Origin of the sequence: Plantactinospora sp. CA-294935 (assembly GCF_050936445.1) — a bacterium.
Lineage (GTDB): Bacteria > Actinomycetota > Actinomycetes > Mycobacteriales > Micromonosporaceae > Plantactinospora.
Genome location: NZ_JBNJMU010000001.1, coordinates 7,541,102 through 7,562,378 on the forward strand (window position 1 = coordinate 7,541,102; position 21,277 = coordinate 7,562,378).

Sequence of the window (21,277 nt, forward strand, 5' to 3'; positions counted from 1 at the left end):
GTTCGGTGATGAGAGAGTGACCTCATGACCGGAACGAACGCCCCGGGCAGCGGAGCCGGCCTGCTCGGCGACAAGGTCGCGCTCCTGATGGGCGCGGGTCGCGGCATCGGCGCGGCGGCCGCCCGGCTGTTCGCCCGCGAGGGTGCCGCCGTGGTGCTGACCGCCCGCACCGAGTCCGAACTCGCCGATGTGGTCGGGGAGATCCGCGACGCCGGCGGGACCGCCGACTACGTGCTCGCCGACCTGACCGACGGGGCCAGCATCCAGGCGGCAGTGGAGAGCGTGATCCGGCTGCACGCCCGGCTGGACATCGCCTTCAACAACGGCGGCGTCTCGATCCCGCAGACCCCGATGGTGAACGCGACGGAGCAGAACTTCGACCTGGTCACCTCGGTCAACTACCGGGGGCTGTTCCTCTCGTTGACGGCGGAGATCCGGGCGATCCGGGCCACCGCCGGGTCGGGGGCGATCGTCAACGTCAGCAGCGTCGGCAGCCTGCGCGGCGCACCGGGACTGGGCCCGTACGCGGCGACGAAGCGGGCCGTGAACAGCCTCACCGAGACCGCCGCCGCCGAGTACGGCCCGGAGGGCATCCGGGTGAACGCCATCGCCCCGGGCACCACCATGACCGGGGTGATCCGGCAGTGGGCCGATGACGAGCCGGCCGCCGTCGAGCGGCTCAACGCGCTCACCCCGCTGCGCCGGGCCGCCGAGCCGGACGAGATCGCCGCGGCGGCCGCCTGGCTGCTCAGCGACCGCGCTTCCTTCGTCACCGGCGTCTGCCTGCCGGTCGACGGCGGTCTCCGCGCCTGAGCCCCCGCCGGGGCGACGCCGCCCGGAACGGCTCAGCGCAGCGCCACGGCTCAGCGCAGCGCCACGGCTCAACGCAACCGCAGCACCACAGCTCAACGCAACCGCAGCACCACAGCTCAGCGCAGCGGCAGCACCGAGTCGGAGAGCCGGCCGCGCGGGCGGTAAACCACGCACATCACGGTGCGGTCGCCGTCCGCCCAGGTCTGCTCGGTCGGCAGGATCGGATAGAAGTCGAGGGTGCCGCCGTCGCGGTCCGGCCAGCGCCGCTCGAAGTAGCCCCGGCAGCCCCGCCAGGCGAAGTCCGCCAGCCGGGCACGGTCCCACGGCCCGTCATCGGCACGCAGGAACCCGTACGACTGGTTGTCGGCGCCGGACTCGCACGGTTCGTACCGGACGACCACCTCGGCGGCCTCCCGGGAGTACGCCGGGTCGGAGAAGCACTCCCCGCCCTCGATGTTCAGCACGCCACCGGTCTGCGCGGTGACGAAGGTGTCCCCCTTGACGATCGGCGGCGAGACCGCCGGTTCGATCGCGGCGAGCGCCGCCAGGGTGGCGACGGTGGCGACCACCGCCCAGCGGCGGGACGGCAGTTTCATCGTGCTCCGTAGGTTCGGCGGTCGGGGTGGTCGGCGGGTCGGGCGGTCGGCGCGGATGCCCGGCCGCCGCGCGGGCGAGGGACTCGGGCCGGTGCCGCCGGCATGGTAGGTGGGCCGGGGTGAACGGTCGGTTCCCGGGCGATGGACGGGCGGTCTCCGCACGGTGAAGCCCGGCACCGGGCACGACGTGTTGATCATGAATTAACCCGCTGGCCAGGCCCGTTCACCCGGTGGCCAGTCAACGGCCGACCGCCGGTCGTCCACCTCTGGATGAATGCGCTTGGCCACCGGCTGCGGGCCGGCGGCCATACCCACTTTCACCCGAAAGGTGATCCCTGTAGTGAGTGACGTCAAGAGACCCTGGATTGCGGGCTCCCGGCGGGCCAGGCTTGCCGCTATCGGTGCCGCCGCCATGCTCGTCGGCGGTTTCGCAGTCAGCCCGGTGGCGTTCGGTGACGCCGCACCGGGCAAGTACCCGGCGGCCGAGATCCACCGGCCGTCCCCGATGCCCGACCGCATCATCCTCACCCCCACCACCACCCCGGCCACCACTCAGCGGGTGACCTGGCGGGCCGAGGCCACCCCCGAGTGGGCCCAGGCCGAAATCCTGGAGGCCCCGGCCGCGCTCGGCAGCGTGGCCCCCGCCGAGGGCGCTGTCTCCGTGGTCAAGGCAATGTCGACCAAGTCGGTCAACACCTCCCTCGGGTACGCCTCGACCTACCACACGGTGGAGTTCGTCGGCCTGAAGCCGGGCACCCGGTACACCTACCGGGTCGGCGACGGCACCAACTGGAGCGCCTGGACCGACTTCACCACGGCCACTACGGACGCCAAGCCGTTCTCGTTCATCTACTACGGCGACGCGCAGAACTATCTCGACTCGGCGCTGCCCCGGGTGTTCCGGCAGGCGTTCGCGGACCGCCCACAGGCCAAGCTGATCGTCAATGCCGGTGACCTCATCGACTCCGCGAACAGCGAGGAGCAGTGGGGGCAGTGGTACCAGGCCGGCGGCTTCATCGACGGCCAGATCAACAACCTCTCGATCCCCGGTAACCACGAGTACAGCGGCGGCACGCTGTCACAGTTCTGGACGCCGCAGTTCCCGTACCCGGACAACGGGCCGGCGGGCTGGCCGGCGGAGCTGGCGAAGACCGCCTACACCGTCGACTACCAGGGTGTCCGGTTCATCGGCCTGAACAGCAACGTGCAGGGCATCCCGGACGTGATGGCCGCGCAGACCGCGTGGCTGGAGGGGCTGCTCAAGAACAACCCGAACAAGTGGACCGTGGTGACCTTCCACCACCCGGTCTACTCGACGGCCGAGGGCCGGAACAACCCGGTGGTCCGGGCACAGTGGGGCCCGCTGTTCGAGAAGTACGGGGTCGACCTGGTGCTCCAGGGCCACGACCACACGTACGGCCGGGGCAGTGTGGCCTCGTCCCGCCAGTCGGTGACCGTGCACGACAGCACCGTCTACGCGGTGTCGGTCTCCGGCGGCAAGATGTACGACGTCGACGGCTCGGTCTGGACCGACAACAGCGCCGACATCATGAGCAAGGCCGAGGACAAGCAGCTCTACCAGCTCATCGACGTCACCGGCGACAGCATCCGCTACGAGGCCCGGTACGCCAACGGCCAGCACCACGACGGTGTCGTGATCCGGAAGAACGCGGCCGGCGAGCGCACCGTCAACGAGCTGCGTACCCCGGAGAACACCGTCGGCGAGCAGGCCAAGGTCAACAAGACCATCGTCGAGGCCAAGGGCAAGGTCCGGGTCAACGCCTACGGCTACGACCCGGGCGAGGAGGTCACCGTCTACCTGCGCAGCACGAAGGACGGCGCGGGCAAGAAGGGCGTCTTCATCGGCTACAAGAAGGCCGACGAACTGGGCCGGCTCGTGTACAGCTTCGCGCTGCCGCCGTCGGCGAAGAAGAACACCACCCACGTGGTCTACCTGGACAGCGAGAACCAGCAGATCACCAGTCCGGTCATCACCGTGACGAAGTAGTTCCCGCCGCCCCGGACCATCGCCACCGTGCGGTGGTCCGGGGCCGGTTCGTACGTCAGGAGACCTCTTGATCGCCCGCATCCCGTCGCCGGCCGTCGCGCTCGGCCTGGCCGGCCTGGCCGTGCTGTCCGCGCTCGCGGTCCCGGCGGCCCCGGCCGCCGCACACCCGTTCGGCCCGCCCTCCACCGCGCGGATCAGCGTGCACGGCTCCCGGGTCGACCTCGCCTGGCTCGCCGCCGAGGACGACTGGGTGGCGCTCGGCCAGTCGCTCGGCGCCTTCGAGGACCCGCGCCTCGGCGCGGTCGCGACGAATCTGACCGGGGAGCAGAAACTCCAGCGCTCGCCCCGGGTGCACGACTACCTGCTGGAGCGGATCTCGGTGCGGCAGGCCGGGAGCCCGTGCCCGGGCCGGCTCGACACTCTGGACCGGCTGCTCGACGAGGGCGCCCGGCTCACCTTCGACTGCCCGGCCGAGGTGGTCGACCTCGACGTCACCGTCGGCGCGCTGACCGACCTCAACGAGGCGTACCGGACGATGCTGACCAGCCAGACCCCGGCCGCGCCGGACCGGGCGCTCTTCACCGCCGCCGAGCAGACCCACCGGGTACGTTTCACGCCCGGCGCGGGCGGCCTGCCGGCCAGCACCGTACGCACCCTGGCCGGCGTCGGCGCCGCCCTGCTCGTCGGGGTCGTCGCGCTGGTGGCGGTACGGCTGCGCCGACGCGCCCGGAGCCGGTCGTGACCGGGTTCGAGGGCCGGTTGGTCGCCCTCTTCGACGGCCGGGGAGTCTTCTGGCTCGCCCTGGTGGTGGCGCTCGGGGTCGGTGCCGCGCACGCGGTCGCCCCGGGCCACGGCAAGAGCGTGACGGCGGCGTACCTGGTCGGCACCCGGGGCCGCTACCGGGACGCGGTCCGGCTCGGCGTGATCGTGGCGGCGATGCACACCTTCTCCGTCCTGGTGCTGGCGCTCGCCTGGGTCGGACTCAGCGGCGCCGCGAGCCTGGGCACCAAGACGCTGACAGCCTGGATGCAGGTGGCGGCCGGGCTGCTGGTGATCGGCGTCGGCGCACACCTGAGCTGGCGGCACCTGCGCGGCCATGGGTCGCACCACAGCCACGGGCACGGGCACGGAGATGGCCATGGCCATGGCCACGGCCACGGCCACGGGCACGGGCACGGGCACGGCCACGGCCACGGCCACGGGCACGGCCACGGCCACGGGCACGTCCTCGTCGGGCACGGGCACGGGGCCGTTCCGGTAGCCGACCATGCTCACGGACACGACCACGGGGACACGCTCCCGCGCCAGCACGGCCACGGGACCACGCACCCCAGCCACCACGGGCACGGGGACGAAGGCGGACACGAGGACGGGCACGGGCACGGGGACGAAGGCGGACACGAGGACGGGCACGGGCACGGGGACGAAGGCGGACACGAGGACGGGCACGGGCACGGCGGTGCGCCGGGGCACAGGCATCGGCACGACGTACCGGCGCCGACCGATCCGTGGTCCCGGCGCGGGTTGACCGTGCTGGCCCTCTCCGGCGGACTGCTGCCCTCGCCGTCCGCGTTCCTGGTGCTGGTCAGCGGCCTGCTGACCGGCCGGGCCCTGGACGCGCTGGTCCTGGTGCTCGCCTTCGGCATCGGGATGGCCGGCACGCTGACCGGGGTCGGCGTGATCACGATCCGCGGCTTCGCGCTGCTGACCGGGACGGCCCGGCGCTGGCCGGCGGCGGCGACCGCGACGGCCTGGCTGCCAGCGGTCGCCGGGATCGCGGTCAGTCTCGGCGGCTGCCTCTACCTGGTCGCGGCGATCTCGGTGCTGACCGGCTGAGCTGGAACGCGAGGTCGGACTCGGGCTCGACGCCGGTGGTCCGTAACACGCGCATCGCGGCGCCTCGCGCGGCCGCCGCGTCGAGCAGGGCGGTCTTGCCCACGCCTGCCTCGCCCCGCAACACCACCGCGCCGCCGGAGCCATCGCGAGCCCGCACGATCACCTCGTCGAGTCCGCTGATTTCCGCAGATCTCCCGTAAGCACGAACACCTGCTGTAGGCAGTTCGGTCACGCTGGGACGCCCTCGTGGTGAAGGCGTCCCAGCGGGCCGTACGGAGGTTTACGAGTCGCCGGAGGGCCCGACGATCGAGGTCCCGGTGCGGACCGGGACGCCGGGGTTGGGGGTGCCGTCGGAGTTCCAGCCGATCTTCTGCGCCCGCGTGGTGCGGGTGGTGCCACAGCCCTGGCTGGCGGACGAGTTGGCGTGGTACACGATCCACGTCTCCGCGCCGTCCGGTGACCTGACGAAGGAGGCGTGGCCCGGGCCGTAGACGCCGTTCGCGTCACTGCGCTGGAAGATGGGCGTCGACCTCTTCGTCCACGAGCCGGCGGACATCGGGTCGCCACCGGTCCAGGTCAGCGTGCCGAGCTTGTAGTCAGGCGTGTTGCAGGAACTCGCCGAGTACGTCAGGAACGTCCTCCCGCCGTTGTACACGGCGTACGGGCCCTCGTTGACCGCACCGCCCTGCCGCTCCCAGGACAGTGTCGGGGACGAGATCCGTACGCCGTTGCGCGAGACCTGGGTCGGCGACGACATCGGGGCGATGAACAGCCCCTGTTCCCCACCCCGGAACGCGGAGTAGACGAAGTGGTTCACCCAGCCGTTGAACCGGACCACACTGCCGTCGATCGCCCACCCGTTGTTGGGCTCCAGGTTGAGGATGCCCCGGTAGGTGTACGGCCCGAGCGGGTCGGTGCCGTTGCTCTCGAGCACGCCGGTCCGGCGCTCACCCTGGCCCGGGGAGGCCTCCGCCGAGAAGTAGATGTACCACCGGTTGTTGATCCACTGGATGTCCGGTGCCCACATCGTGCAGCAGCCGGGCCCGGGGGCGAGGGTGAACACCGTCCGCTCCGCCGCGTTCTTCAGGCCGGCCATGGTGGACGACGTGCGCATGACGATTCTCGAGGACCACGTCGTGGCGATGTAGTACCAGTTGCCGTTGGTATACACGATCGACGGGTCCGCACTGTTGGGCGTGCCGACGAGGGGGTTGATGAACGAGGGCCCGGGTGCGGCGAGCGCCGGGGAGGCGGGGATGGTTGCCCCCAGGGCCGACACGAGTACGGCGACGACGGCGGTGGTCAGCAGTCCTCGCGCCGCCTTCGGTCTGTGGATCGTGATCATCGCGGTTCCTTCCTTGGGGTCTGCGTCCGGGGATGAGCGGGCCGCCGCCTGAGACCGACCGCGCACGCACTGTCGACGAGGAGGCGATATCGATGCCGGTGCTTCCCGTGCCAGCCAACTGTGAGCGCTAACATGGGCACCTGTCAAGGTCTCGGCATCGGGCCGATCAGTCGTCCTGCGGTCTTTAGCAGGGAGAAGCTACGGTAGCGAGATCGGTGACGCCCAGGGTGTCGATGTTCCTGCCAGGGCGCTTGTTATCGCTCACATGATCTGAGCGGCCCGCTGATCCGACGCGATGTGCTGACCGGTCCGCTCGGGGGGCATGTCACCCGACAGGCGACTCGGCCTGATTCGGGGTCGACGGCGCCACCCGCCCACCTACGCTGCCGGACGGGGCAGTTCGTACGGGGGGAAGCGCCGATGGCGGAGACGCAGCGGGTGGCCGTACTCGGGCTGGGCGGCATGGGCCAGCCGATGGCGGCCAATCTCGTCCGGGCCGGCCTGCCTACCGTGGTCTGGAACCGCCGGCCGGGGCCGGCCCGGCAACTCGGCGAACAGGGGGCCGAGGTCGCCGACAGCCCGGCCGACGCGGTACGCCGGGCCGACGTGGTGATCACGATGGTGACGGACGGGGACGCGATCCGGGCCATCGCGCTCGACCAGGGCATGCTGGCCGCGATGGCCGAGCGCGCGATCTGGGCGCAGATGAGCACCATCGGGGTCTCCGACACCGAGCGGATCGCCGGGCTGGTCCGCGAGCAGCGTCCGGACGTGGTCCTGCTGGACGCGCCGGTGGCGGGCAGCCGTGGCCCGGCGGAACGGCGTCAACTGGTGGTGCTCGCCTCCGGCCCGGAGCAGGCCCGTGGGCGGATCGCCCCGGTCTTCGACGCGCTCGGGCAGCGGACCGTCTGGGCCGGTCCGGTCGGGGCCGGCTCCCGGCTCAAGCTGGTCAACAACATGCTGCTCGCCTTCCTGGCCGAGGGGATCGCCGAAGCGATGGCGCTCGGGCACTCCCTCGGCCTGGACCGGGCGGCGGTGCTCGGCGCGTTGCAGGGCAGTCCGCTGGTCTCCCAATGGGCGGCCGAGAAGCTGGAGCGGATCGGCCGGGACGAGTACTCGGCGCAGTATCCGCTCTCCCTCGGGCTCAAGGACGTCAACCTGGCGCTGTACGAGGTCGACATCGACCGGTTCCCGGTGGCCAACAGCCTGGCCGCGCAGTGGCAGCGGGCCGTCGAGCACGGGCTCGGCGACGAAGACATCACCGTGCTGGCCCGGGCGCTCCAGCACTGAGCGACCCGTCAGGCCCAGAACCGGGCGACGTCGGCGGCGCGGGCCCGGCCGACGGCCCGGCCGGCACGCGCGGCGGGACCCCGGGTCGCCGGGGACAGCGAATTGCCCCCGAACGCCGCGACCGATGCCTCGTCGGCGTGCACCACCAGCACCTCGGCCGGACGCAGCCGCTCGATCTCGTCGGCGAGGTCGCCCAGCGGTGCGGTCGCGTCGGACATGCCGGGTCGGATCACGAGTACCCGGTCACTGCCCTGGGCGAGATCGGCGTTGGTGCCCGAGCGGACACCGCCGTCGACGTACCGCCGGCCGTTGATCGTGGCCGGCGGCCAGATCCCGGGTACGGCGCAGCTCGCGGTGACCGCGTCGACCAGGTCGACCCCGGAGTCGCGGGTGAAGACCGTCAACTCGCCCGTTCCGGCGTCCACCGCCGGCACCAGTACGGTCCGGTCCGGCCAGTCCGGGCGCGGCAGCCGGGCGGCCACCACCGCACGCCGGGTCGCTTCCTCGACCGTCGGCACTGCCAGCGCCCACGCGGCGATCCGCTGCTGGGCGTCCTGCGGCGAGGTAGCCCCGGCCGTCGCCTCGGCACGCCGGGCCGTCAGGTCGACGAGATCGACGGTGACCTCGATCTCGCTGGTACCCGGATCGAGCTGCCGGTCGAACAGGGTCGCCAGGTCGGTGCCGCTGGTGATCTGCGCCGCGACGGTCGAGCCGGCCGAGGTGCCAACGACGACGTCGGCCTCGACCACCGCCGGTCGCAGGTCCGGGACCTCGTCCCGGATGCCGAGCAGTACGCCGAGTTCCCAGGCGATGCCCGCCACCCCACCCCCGGCGAGAACGAGCGCCCTTCTCACGATGCTTCTCCGATCAGCGGCTTCTTGATCAGGAGAATGTATCCGGCACCATCAGCGGGTTACCCACGTGATGCCGACACTGCCAGCGACTCGGGCGGACCTGCGTCGGCTCGCGGGCATGGATCGACCATCCCGGGACACTAGCCGGGATCGGCCGGGTGACCAGCCCCGACGACGTACTGCCGAAGGCCGCCGGGGCGGGGCTGGCCGCACTGCTCAACAGGGATTTCCGACGGCATCGATCCACGTCTTGACGCTCATCAGGGTCGACTCTAGGTTTACCCGGATGTAACAGCCGACTTCCGCCAACTGTCGCGATCCATCGTGTTCACGCGTCGCATCCGGCGGGACTGAATGGGGTGGGCCGGCTTGTCGTGGTGGGACCGGGTACGGCGGGACCGCATACTGCTGCTCGCCACACTTCCCGGCGTCGCGCTCCTCCTGACGTTCCACTATCTACCGTGGCTCGGCAACGTCATCGCGTTCAAGGACTACCAGCCGTACGTCGGGATTCTCGACAGCCCGTGGAGCGGGCTGGCGAACTTCCGGATCATCGTCAGCGGCGACCCGGCGTTCCTGAACGCGCTGACCAACACCCTGGTCATCACCCTGCTCCAGGTGCTGGTCGTCTTTCCGGCCCCGATCGCCCTCGCGCTGCTGCTGGACAGCCTGATGTCGCAGCGGCTCAAGCGGACCGTGCAGAGCATCCTCTATCTGCCGCACTTCCTCTCCTGGGTGATCGTGGTCGCCATCTTCATGCAGTTGCTCGGCGACGGCGGGCTGCTCAACAACTTCCTCCGGGACCACGACCTCGGCACGGTCAGCATCGTCAACAATCCTGACGCATTCTTCGCCCTGGTCACCGGCCAGGTGCTCTGGAAGGACGCCGGCTGGGCAACGATCCTCTTCCTGGCCGCCCTCTCCCGGATCGACGGCACGCTCTACGAGGCGTCCGCAGTGGACGGTGCCAGCCGCTGGCGGCAACTGTGGCACATCACCCTGCCCGGGCTGCGCGGTCTGATCGTGCTGCTTTTGATCCTGCGGCTCGGTGACGCGCTGACCGTCGGCTTCGAGCAGATCGTGCTCCAGCAGCCGGCGGTCGGGGCGGACGCCAGCGAAGTGCTCGACACGTACGTCTACAACAACGGCATCCTCGCCGGTGACTGGGGGGTCAGCGCCGCCGTCGGGCTGGTCAAGGGCCTGGTCGGACTGCTCCTGGTGCTCGGCGCCAACCGGCTCGCGCACCGCTTCGGAGAGCAGGGGGTCTACCAGCGATGAGCAACCGGCCGACCATCGCGGGTGTCACGGTCGCGTCGAGGCCGGTACGCGCGCTGAAGGGCGTGATCCTGGCGGTCTGCTGCGCGGCGGTGGTCGTACCCTTCCTCGGGATCGTCTCCACCAGCCTCGCGACGCACGAGCAGATCACCCGGGACGGCGGCTTCGTGCTCGTCCCCGACGAGGTCAGCTTCGCCGCGTACGCCGCGATCCTCTCCGGTGGCGTGGTGACCCGGGCGACCCTGGTCAGCCTCTTCGTCACCGTCGCCGGCACGGCGTTGAGCATGGCCACCACCATCCTGCTGGCGTACGGGCTGAGCCGCCCCCGGTCGGTGGCGCACCGGCCGCTGCTGATGATCGTACTCTTCGCCCTGCTCTTCGCCCCCGGCATCATCCCGAGTTACCTGGTGGTGAAGAGCCTCGGGCTGCTGGACAGCTACTGGGCGCTGATCCTGCCGGTCGCAGTCAACGCGTTCAACGTGATCATCCTGCGGGCGTTCTTCATGGACCTGCCCCGGGAGGTGATCGACAGCGCCCGGATCGACGGCGCCGGCGACCTCGCCATCCTGTTCCGGATCGTCCTGCCGCTGAGCAAGGCCGTACTCGCGGTCATCGGGCTGTTCTACGCGGTGGCGTACTGGAACGCGTTCTTCAGCGCCCTGCTCTACCTGAACGACACCGCGAAGTGGCCGTTGCAGCTCGTGCTGCGGACATACGTGGTCAACCAGACCCAGCTCGGCGTCGACCAGCTCGGCTCGGCCGGCGCGGCACTGCCGCCCCAGGAGGCGATCCAGATGGCCATCCTGGTGCTCTCCGTCGTCCCTGTCCTCGTCGTCTATCCCTTCGTGCAGCGGCACTTCACCAAGGGTGTACTGATCGGCGCGGTCAAGGGCTGAAAAACCGCTCCTCCTCCCCCGATTCCCGCAGGCGTTACGCCAAGGAGCAAACGATGACCAGTGAACCGGCGATCGGCCGCCGACAATTCCTTACCGGTGCGCTCGGCACCGCCGCCATGATCGCCAGCCCGGGACTGCTCGCCGGCTGCGGCGACGGCGGCACCACCACCGGCGGCGACCGGAACCAATCCAGCGGCTCGGCCAGGCTGCCGAACTACACGCCGTACACCGGGGTCACCCCGGACCTGAAGGGCAACCGGCAGGGCCTGCTGGACGCCTTCCTGAAGTACCCGGAGCCGCCGGTGCGGGCCACCGACGGCCCGCCCGGCGACGGCGGCGAACTCTCCGCCTTCGTCCTCACCAACTCGCCGGTGCCACCCGCGGTCGGGCAGAACCCGTTCTGGCAGGAGATGAACCGGCGGCTCGGCGTCGACCTGCGGTTGACCATCGTGCCCAACGCCGACATGCCGACGAAGTTCGCCACCCTGGTCGCCGGGGACGACCTGCCGGACGTGATCGTGCCGGCGCTGTACACCCCGAACGGCCTGCCCGCCGGTACGGCGAACCTGCCGGCCTGGCTCGCCGCCAAGTGCCAGGACCTCACCGCGTACCTGAGCGGCGACGCGGTGCGGGAGTATCCGTTCCTGGCGAACCTGCCCACCGACGCCTGGCGGGACTGCCGCTACAACGGCGGCATCTACGGCCTGCCGGTGCCCCGCGGCATCGGCGGCACCCTGATGATGCGCCGGGACGACCTGTTCAAGCAGCTCGACGCCAACCTCCAGCCGGGCAGCTTCGCCGAGTTCCGGGACGTCTGCCGCAAGATCACCGACGCCCAGGCGAACCGCTGGGCACTGGCCCAGGCTCCGCTCGACTTCGTCCGGCAGATGCTCGGCAACCCGTGGCGGTGGAAGCTGGAGGGCGGCAAGCTGGTCAGCGCGTACGAGAGCGAGGAGTTCGGCCAGGCGCTCGCCGACACCGCCCTGCTGGTCAAGGACGGCGTGGTGCATCCGGACAGCTTCACCAACAACGCGCCGACGAAGAAGTGGTTCAACGCGGGCAGCGCGATGATGATCATCGACCGGTACACCGCCTGGCCGCAGTTCTTCGCGGAGAACATCGCCGGGCCCGACTTCGACATCGGCGGCATGCGCCCGCCCCTGCACGGCGGCGGCGGGTTCGCGGCCACCTGGCAGGCCCAGGCGACCAACAACTTCACCGCCTTCAAGAAGGCCGACGAGGGTCGGATCCGGGCGCTGTTGAAGGTCTGCAACTGGCTGGCCGCGCCGTTCGGCACCGAGGAGTGGCTGCTGCGCCGGTACGGCGTCGCCGGGGTGCACTACCGGATGGAGGGCGGCGGGCCGGAGCTGACCCAGGCCGGGGTGAGCCAGACGGTACTCGGGATCCGCTACATCGTGGACGCCCCCGACGTGATCTTCGTACCCGGCGAGGCCGAGGCGACCCGCAAGTCGTACGAGTACCAGAAGTCGATCATCCCGACCGCGGTGAAGGATCCGACCCTCGGGCTGTTCTCCGACACCTGGTCGCGGCGGTCCGGGCAGCTCGGCACGATCGTCAACGACGCCCAGATGGACATCCTCAGCGGGCGCAAGCCGGTCTCGGCCTGGGGCGACATCCTCAAGCAGTGGCGTAGCACCGGCGGCGACAAGGTGCGGGGCGAGTTCGAGGAGGCGATCGCGAACAGCAGCGACTAGGGGCCGGGTCGGCGCGGGGTCAGGGGCTGGCGGGGCGGTCGTGCACGGCCCGCCGGACGAGTACCGGAAGCAGCGATGCGGCGAGCAGGAAGATCGCGGCGACGAGCAGCCAGCCGACGGTGCCGTACCTGCCGACGGCGACGGTGAACAGGGCGGGTCCGAAGATCTGCACCGTCGCCGTCGCCGCCTCGGCCAACCCCTGGTACGCGCCCAGCGCCCGTTCCCGGGCCAGCCCCAGCGACAGCGCCCAGCTCGACGCGACGTACCCGAGTTCACCGGCGAGGTGTGCCAGGGCCGCGACCACCACGACGGTGACCGCGACCGCGCCGGCCCCACCCGCCGTGGTGGCCAGCAGCAGGCAGCTCGCCGCCAGCGCGACGCCCGAGCAGACGGCCGTCCGGGTGGCCGACGCCGGCGTGCGGGCGAGCCGGGTGGCCGGCACCTGTCCGGCGGCGATGCCGACCGAACTGATCACGACCACGATGCCGCTGAGCACGAGCGGCAGCCGGGTCGACTCCGCGATCCAGAGCGGCAGGCCGGTGGAGAGCATCGCCCAGCAGAGCGAGAAGAGTGCGACGACGGCGGTGACGCCGACGTACGGCAGGTCGCCGAGGGCGGCCCGGACGTTCGCCCGGACCAGCCGGGTCGGGCCGCCGGCCCGGCGGCCGGGCACGGTCGCGGTGATGGCCGCGAAGACCGCGAAGGTGAGCGAGTTGGCGGCGACGGCGACGGTGTAGCCGACGGGTCGGTCCACGGCGAGTACGGCTGCGCCGAGGGCCGCACCGGCGGCGTAGCCGACGTGTTGGGCGACCCGTTGCCGGGCCAGTTCCCGCACGCGCGCCCGGTTGTCGCTGACCAGCGCCGCCACCAGGGCGGTACGGACCGCGCTGCCGCCGTTGGCGAGCGCGACGAAGGCAACCGTGACGACGAGGAAGCTCCAGACGCCGTCCACCAGGAGATAACAGGCCATGCCGCCGGTCCGGACGACGGCGATCACGACCAACACCCGGCGCGGATCGTGCCGGTCGGCGAGGGCGCCGAGCGGTACGGCCGCAGCGAGGCCGAAGGCGGCGGCGACCGCCATGCCGACGCCGACGGTCCCGGCGGGAATGCCGACGATCCGGGTGAGGTAGAGCGCCCAGATGGTGAACCACATGCCGTCGCCGAGCGCCGCGACACCCCGGCCCCAGAGCAACCGTCGCAGCCCACCGGCGGTCGCGTCGTCCGTCTGCTGACCGTTCATGGTCACCATTGCCGACACATCCAGCACCTTTCATCGAATCCTGAAATGTGAAGGTAACGATGACCCACCCGGCTCGCAACCGGAGTTCAGCAGATTGTGAATGGTGCTAGGCTGCCGCTACTGACCGGAGGAGGGCACGCGTGACCGGCTGGGTGGACCCCGACGACCCGACGCTGGCCGCCGCCACCTCGCTGGCCCGGGAACTCGCCGACCCGATCCGGCTGACCACCCTGCAGTTGCTGGCCGTCGAGGGTCCGCACACCATGAGCCAACTCGCCGAGGCACTGCGGGTCAGTCCGCCACGGCTGGGCAACCACCTGGCCCGGCTGCGCGCCCGGGGACTGGTCACCGCGCAGCAGCGCGGACGGCACGTCGTCTACCGGCTGGCCAGCCCGGACACCATCGAGGTGCTCACCGCGCTGGCCCGGCACGGCCGCCCGGACTCCCCCGGCCCGCGCCCCGCCCGGCCGCCGTCCCCGGCGGAGATCGCCCGCACCTGCTACGACCACTGCGCCGGCCGGCTGGGCGTCGCGATCTTCGCCACGTTGGTCCAGCGGGGCGCCCTGCTGCCGCCTGACGGGCAGCACGACGAGTTGCGGCTCGGCCCGGACCCGGCCGCCTTCGGCGACCTCGGCGTCGACCCCGACGCCGTGCGACCCGGGCGCCGCAAGCTCGCCGCCGCGTGCCTCGACCGGAACCACCGGCTGCCGCACCTCGGCGGGGTGCTCGGTGCTGAGGTGCTCGACGCGCTCGTCGCCGCCGGACTGGTACGCCGCGAGGACGGCGAACGGGCCCTGACGCTCACCGACACGGGTGCCCGGAAACTCCCCGCCCTGCTACCGGGCTTCCCCGGCCCGCCCGCTGACGGTCAGTTCCGGAGCTGACCACCGCCGGCCCGAGCTGTCTTCGGACACCTGCCGGAACCCTCCACCGCCGTCCCGGTACGTCCGTAGGGAGTTCCCGGGACGCCCTTGCGGCACCACGGCACGGCGGCAAAAGTGAGGTCCAGTAGGCGAACCCGCCGGCCGTACGGCCGCATCGGCGAAAGGGCCAGGCATGTCCGAGCGCGTTCCCGCCACCAGTAGTCACGACCTGCCGGTGCCCCCGGCCCTCGCGGAATTCATGCTCGGCGGCTGGGCGCCGACCGAGGCGCCGGTCCGGGCGGATCCCGGGGTGGCCGGCTGGGCGGCGAAACGGCGGGCCCGGCTGGCCGGGATGTTCCCCGGCGAGCACCTGGTGATCCCGGCGGGCGGTCCACCGGTACGCAGCAACGACCAGTACTTCCGGTTCCGGCCCGGCTCGGACTACACCTGGCTGACCGGGGACGGGGACCGGGGCGGCGTGCTGGTGCTGGATCCGGCGGGCGAGGCGACGCTCTACACCGACGAGCCGCCCCGGCCCGGCACGGCCGCGTACTGGACCGACCGCAATGCCGGCATCGTCTGGAACGGTCCCCGGGCCGACCTGACCACCCTGGGCGAGGCGCTGGAGATCCGCTGCCGCCCGATCGGCGAACTGGCCGCGGCACTCGGCTCGGCCGGCCGGACCCGCCTGAGACGTACGGTCGACCCGGCCGTGGACACCCTGGTGCCGGTGACGGATCCGGTCGCCGACGCCGATCTCGTGGTGGCCCTGGCCGACCTGCGGCTGGTCAAGGACGAGTGGGAGGTCGGGCAGCTCCAGCACGCCGTCGACGTCACCGTACGCGGCTTCGAGGACGTGGTCCGGGCGATGCCGGCGGCGCTGGCCGGCGGCGGTGAACGGTGGCTGGAGGGCACCTTCGCCCGGCGGGCCCGGTCCGACGGCGAGGAGGTCGGCTACCAGCCGATCGTGGCGGCCGGCGCGCACGCGGCGGTGCTGCACTGGAACCGCAACACCGGCCCGGTACGCCCCGGCCAGTTGCTGCTGCTGGACGCCGGGGTCGAGGTCGGCACCCGGTACACCGCGGACGTCACCCGGGTGCTTCCGGTCGACGGCCGGTTCAGCCCGCTCCAGCGGGACGTCTACGAGCTGGTCCGCCGGGCGAACGACGCGGCGATCGGGCAGCTCCGGCCCGGGGCGATGTTCCGGGACTACCACTGGGCGGCGATGGCGGTCTTCGCCGCCGGCCTGGTCGATCTGGGTCTGCTGCGCTGCTCCCTGGACGAGGCACTGGATCCGCAGCGGCAGCTCTACCGCCGCTGGACGCTCTGCGGATCCGGGCACATGCTCGGGCTGGACGTGCACGATTGCTCCCGGGCCACCACCGCCCGGTACGTCGAGGGCGAGTTGCAGGCCGGCATGGTGCTGACCGTCGAGCCGGGACTGTACTTCCAGCCGAACGACGAGCTGGTGCCGGCCGAGTTGCGCGGGCTGGGGATGCGGATCGAGGAGGATCTGCTGGTCACCGAGGACGGCAGCCAGAACCTGTCGGCCGCGCTGCCGCGTACCGCCGACGACGTCGAGAGCTGGATGTCCGGGCTGACCGGCTGAGCCGGAAATTGCCCGGCCGAATTGCCGCGCAAGCGGCCGGGTACCACTGAACCATGTCACCGGCAAACCCGAAATCTTTCGGGTCGGCCCGCCACCCGTAACCCACCGTCTGTCGATGGCTTCGCTCGGTACGCGCATTCGTCCGCGCCCCGCCTCGCGCGCTCTTGACCCTGCATCGATACGTGTTTAGATTTCCTTTCCGGAACACTTCCGAAAAGTTTCGCACGTACGTTGTCCGGTCATACCCACCCCCTTACGGTCCGGAGCGCGGAATGAGCAGGTCCACCACCCCCGCCGGCCCGCCGGCACCCGTCCCCCGCCGACACACCGGCCCGAAGGCCTGGCGAATGCTGTTGTCGCTGACCCTCGCCGTCACGGCCACTCCCGCCCTCGCCTCCTCCGCCACCGCCTCCGGCGGGCGCGGCGCCGAGGCCGGGCGCGACCCCGCCGGCTTCATCTCCACCCGGGCCAAGCCGGGCAGCCTGCCCCTGGTCGAACGTGCCCGGGCCGCGACGCTGGTGGTCAGCGCCGACGACCATCCCGGCGTGGTCCGGGCCGTCGGTGACCTGCGGGACGACGTCGAGCGGGTCACCGGGGTACGCCCGGCGGTCGTCACCGACCAGGTGCCGAGGCAGGGCGAGGTCGTGCTCGTCGGCACCATCGGGAAGAGCCCGCTGATCGACCGGCTGATCGCCGCCCACAAGCTCGACGTACGCGGCATCGCCGGCAGGTGGGAGACCTCGCTCCAGCAGATCGTGGCCAACCCGCTGCCCGGGGTCCGCCGCGCCTTCGTGATCGCCGGCAGCGACCAGCGCGGCACCGTCTTCGGGACGTACGAGGTGTCGAAGCAGATCGGCGTCTCGCCCTGGTACTGGTGGGACGACGTGCCGCCCCGGCGCAGCGACGAGTTGCACGTGCTGCCCGGCAGGCACAGCCAGGGCACTCCGGCGGTGAAGTACCGGGGCTTCTTCATCAACGACGAGAACCCGGCACTGGGCACCTGGGCGCCGAACTTCTTCGGCCCCGGCCTGGCCCCCGGCCACCCCGGCGGCTTCAACCGGCACTTCTACGCCAAGGTCTTCGAGACCATGCTCCGGCTCAAGGCGAACTACCTCTGGCCGGCGGTCTGGGGCCGCGCCTTCGCCGAGGACGACCCGGCCAACCACGCCACCGCCAAGGAGTACGGCGTGGTGATGGGCACCTCGCACGAGGCGCCGATGATGCGCGGCATCGAGGAGTGGAACCGGCACGACGACGGCGGCACCGACCCGTACGGCGGGAACGGCGAGTGGAGCTTCCGGCGCAACTCCGCCGCGTTGCAGGAGTACTGGCGGGACGGCATCGAGCGGATGGAGGAGCAGGACTTCGAGGGCGTGGTCACCCTCGGCATGCGCGGCAACGGCGACGTCAGCCTGCCCGACGGCGACGGCATCGAGCTGATGGAGAGCATCATCGCCGCCCAGCGGCAGATCCTCGCCGAGGAAAGCGACCGCGAACTGCCCGACATCCCGCAGGTCTTCACGCTCTACAAGGAGGTCCAGCGCTACTGGGACCGGGGCATGCGCCCGCCGGACGACGTCACCGTGGTCTTCTGTGACGACAACTGGGGCAACATGCGGAAGCTGCCGGACCAGAGCCTGCCGGCCCGCCCGGGCGGCTACGGCATGTACTACCACTTCGACTACGTCGGCGGCGGCCGCAACTACAAGTGGGTCGACACCATCAATCTGGCCAGCACCTGGGAGCAGCTCCACCTGACCTACCGCTACGGGGTGGACCGGCTCTGGGTGGTCAACGTCGGCGACATGAAGAACGAGGAGCTGCCGCTGCAACTCTTCCTCGACTACGCCTGGGACCCGGACAGCCTCCCGATCGAGAAGCTCGACGACTGGCAGCGGGAGTACGCGGCGCAGAACTTCCCCGACCGGTACGCCGGGGAGATCGGCGAGATCCTGCACGAGTACGGCCAGCTCCAGGCGCGGCGGAAGCCGGAGCTGTTGAACCGCCGGATCACCCTGGACCCGGCGAAGGACCCGGCCACCGACTCCTCGGCGGTGGTCTACACCGACACCAACCCGTACAGCCTGACCGCCTACCAGGAGATGCGCCGGGTGGTGCGGGAGTGGGCGGAGCTGGCCGAGCGGGCCGAACGGATCCGGGCAAGGCTGCCGGACGGCTACGACGACGCCTACTACCAGCTCGTCTACTACCAGGTGGCGGCGTCGGCGAACCTCTACGCGCTGCGCGAGGCGCAGTTCACCAACCTGCTCTACGCCGCGCAGGGCCGAGCCGCCACCAACGCGATGGCCGACCTCGCCCAGCGACACTTCGACACCGACCAGGCGATGTCCGACTACTACCACAACACCCTGGCCGGGGGGAAGTGGCGGGGCTTCCAGACCCAACCCAAGATCGGGTACGGCGACGTCGCGCGCTACGGCCCGAACGCGCCCTGGCAGCAGCCCGAACTCAACAACCAGGCGCTGCCGGACGCGTTCTACCCGCACCTGCGCCGGATCGAGCTGCCGGCGACCGCCGAGTTGGGTGTGGCGATCGACGGCTCGGAGAAGTACTGGCCGGCCGAGCCCGGTCCGGCGGTACTGCCGACGTTCAGCCCGTACCAGAGCCAGCCGGGACAGTACATCGAGGTCTTCAACCGGGGTTCGGTGCCGTTCGACTACACGGTCCGGGCCGGCGCACCGTGGTTGAAGCTCAGCCGGTCGGGCGGCCGGGTCACCGACCAGGCCCGGATCGAGGTCCGGGTCGACTGGCGGCACGCGCCGCGAGGCGCCACGACGGTCCCGATCACGGTCGCCGGGCCGGACGGCGCCAGCGTGCTGGTGCAGGCCAGGGTGCACAACCCGCAGGGGCTGCGCCCGCGCGGCCACGTCGAGGCGAACGGCTACGTCTCGATCCCGGCCGGGCAGCACACCCGGGCGGTGAACACCGGCGGGGTGTACTGGAAGCGGATTCCGGATCTCGGCCGGACCGGTGACGGGCTGACGCCGTTCCCGGTCAGCGCGGCCAGCCGGACGCCGGGCGGGGACAGCCCGCGCCTGGAGTACGAGCTGACGTTGACCTCGGCCGGCCCGGTGAAGGTGTCGGCGTACCTGTCGCCGCGCAACAACGTGCTGCCGACCGAGGGGCTGCGCTACGCCGTCTCGATCGACGGTGCCGCTCCGCAGGTCGTCAACGTCACCACCAGTACCGGAGCGAACGACACCTCGATGAACCGGCAGTGGGAGCGGAACACCTCGCAGAACGTCAACGTCACCACGACCACGCACACCGTGGACGCGCCGGGCGTACACACCCTGAAGTTCTGGATGGTCGACCCGACCGTGGTGGTACAGCAGCTCGTGGTGGAGACCGCCGAGCTGCCGTACAGCTATCTCGGCCCGCCGGAGAGCCGGCGGATCGGCCACTGAGGATCCACCCTCGTCGCACCTGCGCCATCGGCGGTCCGCCCCGGCCCGGACGGGTCGGGGCGGACCGCTCACACACATTGAAACTTTTCAACCCGGCCACTACGACGCACGCTCCCGACCTCCCGCTGCGGCCACGACCGACGCGGCGGGAGGTTGAAAAGGTTCATCAGGCAGCACAGACAGAACGCGCGACATCATAGGATCGCCGAACCGAGAGAGAGGAATGCCCATGCGTCGAAGCCAACGCCGGCTGTTCGCCGCCACGGCCCTGACCGCGTTGAGCCTGGTCGCCGCCGCCTGCGGTGCGCCGGAGGCCGCCGCGCCCGGACCGACCGGGGGCGCGGTGCCGGACAAGCCCGGCTCGCCGGTCGTCCTGAACATCCTCGACGTCGCCGGCAACCTGCAACTCACCCAGTCGATGATCGACGACTTCGTCGCGAAGAACTCCGACACGGTGTCGAGGGTGACGTACTCGAAGTCGCCCTCGCCGGAGCTGGTCGGCAAGGTCAAGGCCCAGCAGGACGCGAACCGGGTCGAGATCGACCTGGTGCTGACCGGTGTCGACGGGCTCGCCGCCGGCATCGACCAGAACCTCTGGACCCCGCTGCTGCCCACCCACGCCGACCGGCTGCCGGGAATGGCGAACTACCTTCCGGGCGCGGCCGCGATGCAGAAGCTGGCCGGCGACCACGGAGTGACCATCACCTACTACCCGTCCGGGCCGCTGATCGAATACCTGCCGTCGAAGGTGCCCAACCCGCCGACGACCGTGCAGGGGCTGCTCGAATACGCCAAGGCCAACCCCAACGCGGTGCAGTACGCCCGCCCGTCGAACTCCGGCCCCGGCCGTACCTTCCTGATGGGCCTGCCGTACCTGCTCGGCGACTCGAACCCGAAGGACCCGGTGAACGGCTGGGCGAAGACCTGGGCGTACCTGGCCGAGCTGAACAAGTACGTCCGGCTCTATCCGTCCGGCACCGGGGAGACGATGAAGAACCTGGCCAACGGTTCTGCGAAGATCATCGTCTCGACCACCGGCTGGGACATCAACCCGCGAGTGCTGGGCACCGTGCCCGCGGAGGCGAAGATCGGCACGCTGGAGGGCTTCCACTGGGTCACCGACGCGCACTACGCGGTGGTGCCGAAGGGGGTCTCGACGGACAAGCAGGCCGCCGTCCTGGCCCTGTTGAACCACATGCTGACCCCGGAGCAGCAGGCCAAGGCGTACGACCAGGGTTACTTCTATCCCGGTCCGGCGATCAAGGACGTGCCGCTGTCGATGGCGCCGCAGGCCAGCCGCGACGCGATCGAGAAGTACGGCCGGCCCGAGTACGAGCAACTGATCGCAAACAACCCGCTGGAGGTACCGCTGGACGCCAAGGCGCTGGTCGAGGCGTTCAGCCGGTGGGACCGCGAGATCGGCGGCGCAAAGGTGAGCAAGTGAGTGCGAGGAGCGAGCCGGGTTTGCGAGCCCCGCAGTCACGAACGAAAGACGGCCAAGTGAGT

17 protein-coding genes are annotated in these 21,277 nt (G+C 71.0%); 12 read left to right on the forward strand and 5 right to left on the reverse strand.

The window, feature by feature from the left end; translation table 11 throughout:
* Positions 1-24 precede the first annotated feature (24 nt).
* Complete coding sequence (locus ACQEVC_RS32990) at positions 25-813, forward strand: SDR family NAD(P)-dependent oxidoreductase (RefSeq protein WP_432885521.1); 789 nt, start codon at positions 25-27, stop codon at positions 811-813.
* A 116-nt stretch (positions 814-929) separates the two neighbouring features.
* On the opposite strand, the gene ACQEVC_RS32995 is transcribed toward ACQEVC_RS32990, so the two are convergent.
* A complete protein-coding gene (locus ACQEVC_RS32995) occupies positions 930-1,409 on the reverse strand; it encodes a hypothetical protein (RefSeq protein WP_432885525.1) in 480 nt (159 codons plus the stop codon).
* Positions 1,410-1,749: 340 nt separating this feature from the next.
* On the opposite strand from ACQEVC_RS32995, the gene ACQEVC_RS33000 reads away from it, so the two are divergent.
* The 3 genes from ACQEVC_RS33000 (at position 1,750) to ACQEVC_RS33010 (ending at position 5,253) form a co-directional block, all read left to right on the forward strand.
* The gene (locus ACQEVC_RS33000; RefSeq protein ID WP_432885528.1) at positions 1,750-3,417 is read left to right on the forward strand and encodes a fibronectin type III domain-containing protein; all 1,668 of its coding nucleotides are present in this window, start codon (positions 1,750-1,752) and stop codon (positions 3,415-3,417) included.
* Positions 3,418-3,484: 67 nt separating this feature from the next.
* Positions 3,485-4,159 carry a hypothetical protein gene (locus tag ACQEVC_RS33005; protein WP_432885531.1) on the forward strand — a complete coding sequence of 225 codons (675 nt, stop codon included), beginning with the start codon at positions 3,485-3,487 and terminating at the stop codon, positions 4,157-4,159.
* A complete protein-coding gene (locus tag ACQEVC_RS33010; RefSeq protein ID WP_432885534.1) occupies positions 4,156-5,253 on the forward strand; it encodes a hypothetical protein in 1,098 nt (365 codons plus the stop codon). Before ACQEVC_RS33005 ends, ACQEVC_RS33010 begins: the two co-directional genes overlap by 4 nt.
* Here the strand turns inward: ACQEVC_RS33010 and ACQEVC_RS33015 are convergent.
* Positions 5,198-5,485 (reverse strand): ATP-binding protein, encoded by a 288-nt coding sequence (locus tag ACQEVC_RS33015; protein WP_432885537.1) that lies wholly within the window; start codon positions 5,483-5,485, stop codon positions 5,198-5,200. The genes ACQEVC_RS33010 and ACQEVC_RS33015 overlap by 56 nt on opposite strands.
* A gap of 48 nt (positions 5,486-5,533) precedes the next feature.
* Entirely contained in the window at positions 5,534-6,598 is a 1,065-nt protein-coding gene (locus tag ACQEVC_RS33020) for a glycoside hydrolase family 43 protein (RefSeq protein WP_432885540.1), read from the reverse strand.
* Positions 6,599-6,895: 297 nt separating this feature from the next.
* On the opposite strand from ACQEVC_RS33020, the gene ACQEVC_RS33025 reads away from it, so the two are divergent.
* Complete coding sequence (locus ACQEVC_RS33025; protein WP_432885543.1) at positions 6,896-7,888, forward strand: NAD(P)-dependent oxidoreductase; 993 nt, start codon at positions 6,896-6,898, stop codon at positions 7,886-7,888.
* Positions 7,889-7,896: 8 nt separating this feature from the next.
* Here ACQEVC_RS33025 and ACQEVC_RS33030 read toward each other — a convergent pair whose 3' ends face one another.
* Positions 7,897-8,742 carry a patatin-like phospholipase family protein gene (locus tag ACQEVC_RS33030; protein WP_432885546.1) on the reverse strand — a complete coding sequence of 282 codons (846 nt, stop codon included), beginning with the start codon at positions 8,740-8,742 and terminating at the stop codon, positions 7,897-7,899.
* A 369-nt stretch (positions 8,743-9,111) separates the two neighbouring features.
* Here ACQEVC_RS33030 and ACQEVC_RS33035 point away from each other — a divergent pair, with 369 nt between their 5' ends.
* Genes ACQEVC_RS33035 through ACQEVC_RS33045 form a run of 3 tightly spaced genes read left to right on the forward strand, consistent with a single transcriptional unit; the run spans position 9,112 to position 12,628 of the window.
* Positions 9,112-10,020 (forward strand): ABC transporter permease, encoded by a 909-nt coding sequence (locus ACQEVC_RS33035; RefSeq protein WP_432885549.1) that lies wholly within the window; start codon positions 9,112-9,114, stop codon positions 10,018-10,020.
* The gene (locus tag ACQEVC_RS33040) at positions 10,017-10,913 is read left to right on the forward strand and encodes a carbohydrate ABC transporter permease (protein WP_432885552.1); all 897 of its coding nucleotides are present in this window, start codon (positions 10,017-10,019) and stop codon (positions 10,911-10,913) included. Before ACQEVC_RS33035 ends, ACQEVC_RS33040 begins: the two co-directional genes overlap by 4 nt.
* Before the next feature lie 53 nt (positions 10,914-10,966).
* A complete protein-coding gene (locus ACQEVC_RS33045) occupies positions 10,967-12,628 on the forward strand; it encodes an extracellular solute-binding protein (protein WP_432885555.1) in 1,662 nt (553 codons plus the stop codon).
* Between the two features lie 19 nt (positions 12,629-12,647).
* Here the strand turns inward: ACQEVC_RS33045 and ACQEVC_RS33050 are convergent, their stop codons facing one another.
* Positions 12,648-13,880 carry an MFS transporter gene (locus ACQEVC_RS33050; RefSeq protein ID WP_432885557.1) on the reverse strand — a complete coding sequence of 411 codons (1,233 nt, stop codon included), beginning with the start codon at positions 13,878-13,880 and terminating at the stop codon, positions 12,648-12,650.
* Between the two features lie 131 nt (positions 13,881-14,011).
* Here ACQEVC_RS33050 and ACQEVC_RS33055 point away from each other — a divergent pair, with 131 nt between their 5' ends.
* From ACQEVC_RS33055 to ACQEVC_RS33070, 4 genes are all read left to right on the forward strand, one after another.
* Entirely contained in the window at positions 14,012-14,755 is a 744-nt protein-coding gene (locus ACQEVC_RS33055; protein WP_432885560.1) for an ArsR/SmtB family transcription factor, read from the forward strand.
* Positions 14,756-14,927: 172 nt separating this feature from the next.
* On the forward strand, positions 14,928-16,343 hold the full coding sequence (locus tag ACQEVC_RS33060; RefSeq protein ID WP_432885563.1) for an aminopeptidase P family protein: 1,416 nt from the start codon (positions 14,928-14,930) through the stop codon (positions 16,341-16,343).
* Between the two features lie 272 nt (positions 16,344-16,615).
* A complete protein-coding gene (locus ACQEVC_RS33065; RefSeq protein ID WP_432885565.1) occupies positions 16,616-19,771 on the forward strand; it encodes a glycosyl hydrolase 115 family protein in 3,156 nt (1,051 codons plus the stop codon).
* 229 nt (positions 19,772-20,000) lie between these two features.
* Positions 20,001-21,215, forward strand: a complete 1,215-nt coding sequence (locus ACQEVC_RS33070; protein ID WP_432885568.1) for an ABC transporter substrate-binding protein — start codon at positions 20,001-20,003, stop codon at positions 21,213-21,215.
* Positions 21,216-21,277: the final 62 nt, after the last annotated feature.

Coding starts and splice junctions, on each gene's coding strand:
- ACQEVC_RS32990 (WP_432885521.1), top strand. CDS start 25: ATGACCGGAACGAACGCCCCGGGCAGCGGAGCCGGCCTGCTCGGCGAC.
- ACQEVC_RS32995 (WP_432885525.1), bottom strand. CDS start 1,409: ATGAAACTGCCGTCCCGCCGCTGGGCGGTGGTCGCCACCGTCGCCACC.
- ACQEVC_RS33020 (WP_432885540.1), bottom strand. CDS start 6,598: ATGATCACGATCCACAGACCGAAGGCGGCGCGAGGACTGCTGACCACC.
- ACQEVC_RS33040 (WP_432885552.1), top strand. CDS start 10,017: ATGAGCAACCGGCCGACCATCGCGGGTGTCACGGTCGCGTCGAGGCCG.
- ACQEVC_RS33045 (WP_432885555.1), top strand. CDS start 10,967: ATGACCAGTGAACCGGCGATCGGCCGCCGACAATTCCTTACCGGTGCG.
- ACQEVC_RS33050 (WP_432885557.1), bottom strand. CDS start 13,880: ATGGTGACCATGAACGGTCAGCAGACGGACGACGCGACCGCCGGTGGG.
- ACQEVC_RS33060 (WP_432885563.1), top strand. CDS start 14,928: ATGTCCGAGCGCGTTCCCGCCACCAGTAGTCACGACCTGCCGGTGCCC.
- ACQEVC_RS33065 (WP_432885565.1), top strand. CDS start 16,616: ATGAGCAGGTCCACCACCCCCGCCGGCCCGCCGGCACCCGTCCCCCGC.
- ACQEVC_RS33070 (WP_432885568.1), top strand. CDS start 20,001: ATGCGTCGAAGCCAACGCCGGCTGTTCGCCGCCACGGCCCTGACCGCG.